We start from the raw sequence: 2,286 nt of genomic DNA on the forward strand, positions 1-2,286 counted from the left end.
AGGCGGTCCATCACCCCGGTGACGTAGGCCAACAGGCCCCCGTGCGTGACCTGCACACCCTTCGGACGACCCGTCGAACCCGACGTGAACATCACATACGCCACCTGATCCGGGCGCACCGTCAGCGACGGCGGGACGGCCGGCATCATCGACAGCCACGCCTCGGTGGCCGGGTCGTCGATGACCACGGTACGCAAGCGACCCACAGGCAGCTCATCCACCAGATCCGACGAACCCAGCACCACCGACACCCGCGCCTGACCCAACATGTCCACCAAACGCGCCGCCGGAAGACCCGCATCCAACGGCACATACGCACCGCCGGCCTTCCACACCGCCACAATCAACACCGCCGCGTCGACGCCAGGCCCGACCGCAACGCCCACCACCGACTCCGGCCCGACCCCGACCGCCCGCAGCACGCGCGCCAGCTGGTTCGACCGGTCCTGCAGGTCGGCGTAGGTCAGCTCCACCCCGCCCGCCGACACCGCGACCGCGTCCGAGCCGCCGATGAGCTCGTGCACCCCGGCCGCGCCGGGCAGGGCCGCGGCGGTCTCGTTCCAGCGGACCAGCTCCGCGCGCTCGGCGGCGCTCAGCAGGGGAAGCGCCGACAGTCGGCGGCCGCCGTCCGCGGCGACCGCGCCGAGCAGCTCCAGGACGTGGCCGACCAGCCGCTGGACCGCCGCCCGGTCGAACAGCGCCGTGGCGTACTCGACGCCGGCCGAGAGCCGGCCGCGGTCCTCGCCGACGACCAGCCGCAGGTCGAACTTGGCCACCACGCCGCCCGGCACGTCGGACAGCGCGGTCTCCGGGAAGTAGTTGAACAGCACCTGGAACAGCGGCGTCCGGGACCGGTCCCGCTCGGTCACCAGCTCGTCGACCAGCTGCTCGAACGGCACGTCCTGGTGCCCGTACGCATCCAACGCCGTCTGCCGAACCCGACCCAGCAGCTCCTCGAACGTCGGATCGCCCGACAGATCCACACGCAACGCCAAGGTGTTGACGAAGAACCCGATCAAACCCTCGGTCTCAGCCCGGTTGCGGTTCGCGATCGGCGTACCCACCACGATGTCGTCCTGACCGCTGTAGCGGCTCAGCACCAGGGTGTACACCGTCAGGAGGGTCATGAACATCGTCGCGCCGCTGCGCCGCGACAGGTCCTCCAGGCCGGCCGTGACCGCCTCGGGTATGTCGAACTTGATCATGTTGCCGGCCGACGAACGGACCGCGGGCCGCGGCCGATCCGTCGGCAGCTCCAACGTCGGGGCGCCGGCCAGCCGGTCGCGCCAGTAGCCGAGCTGGCTGTCGAGGATCTCGCCCGAGAGCCACTGCCGCTGCCACACGGCGAAGTCGGCGTACTGCACCGGCAGCGGCGCCAGCGGCGACTCCTCGCCCGCCCGGAACGCCTGGTACAGCTGCCGGATCTCGCGCCGGATGATGGCGACTGACCACTCGTCCGCGACCACGTGGTGCAGGCAGATGCTCAGGACGTGCTGCTCGGCCGTGAGCCGGTACAGCGAGGCCCGGAACAGCGGGCCGGTGGCCAGGTCGAAGGACGCGGCCCGGTCCCCGGCGACCAGGTGCTCGGCCGCGGCCCAGGGCATCGGCTCGCCGGACAGGTCGACGCACGCGAGCTCGATCGGGCTCGGCGCGTCGACGGCCTGGCACGGCAGCCCGTCGTCGGCCGTGACCAGCCGCGTCCGCAGCACCTCGTGCCGCTCGACCAGCGCGCCCAGCGCCGCGTTCAGCGCCGCGAGGTCGAGCTCGCCGAGCACCTGGATCTGCACCGAGACGTTGTAGTCGGCGGAGTCCGGGTCCATCTTGTGCAGGAACCACAGCCGCCGCTGCGCGAACGACAGCGGCAGCCGTCCGTCGCGGTCGGCGGGCGGGATGCGCCCGTCCCGCGCGCCGGCGCCGGCCTCGAGCAGCTCGACCACCGCGGCACGATGCAGCTGCAGGAGGTCCTGGAGCTCCTTGGTGAGGGTGTCCCGCGGCGCCGTCACCCGCAGCCGACCGCCAACGAGATGAAGTCGGACCCCCCGGCTCTCCAGCTCGCGCAGAAGATCAGCAGCAGACATGGTCATTGAGAAACCCCGTCCTCGTCGCGTCGCGCTTCCGAATGCCGCTCAAGACTTTGGTGGACTTCTTCGTCCGACATCTGTTCGATCTCGGCCAGGATGGCGGCCTCGATCGTGGCCGCCAGCTCACGGACGGTCGGCAGCTCGAACACGGCCGCCAGCGGCAGCTCGACACCGAACCTCGTCCGGATCCGGGTGGTGACGCGGG

Annotated in this window: 2 protein-coding genes; both read right to left on the reverse strand. The window is 71.3% G+C overall.

Annotated features, from left to right (window positions below):
- Window positions 1-2,084, reverse strand: a 2,084-nt coding sequence (locus tag Dsi01nite_RS56760) for a condensation domain-containing protein (RefSeq protein ID WP_203854862.1), incomplete at its 3' end; no start/stop codon positions are given.
- The coding region (locus tag Dsi01nite_RS56765) for an acyl carrier protein (protein WP_239137311.1) at window positions 2,081-2,286 on the reverse strand (206 nt) is incomplete at its 5' end. The genes Dsi01nite_RS56760 and Dsi01nite_RS56765, both read right to left, overlap by 4 nt.

The organism is Dactylosporangium siamense (assembly GCF_016862795.1).
In the GTDB taxonomy this organism is placed as follows: Bacteria; Actinomycetota; Actinomycetes; order Mycobacteriales; family Micromonosporaceae; genus Dactylosporangium; species Dactylosporangium siamense.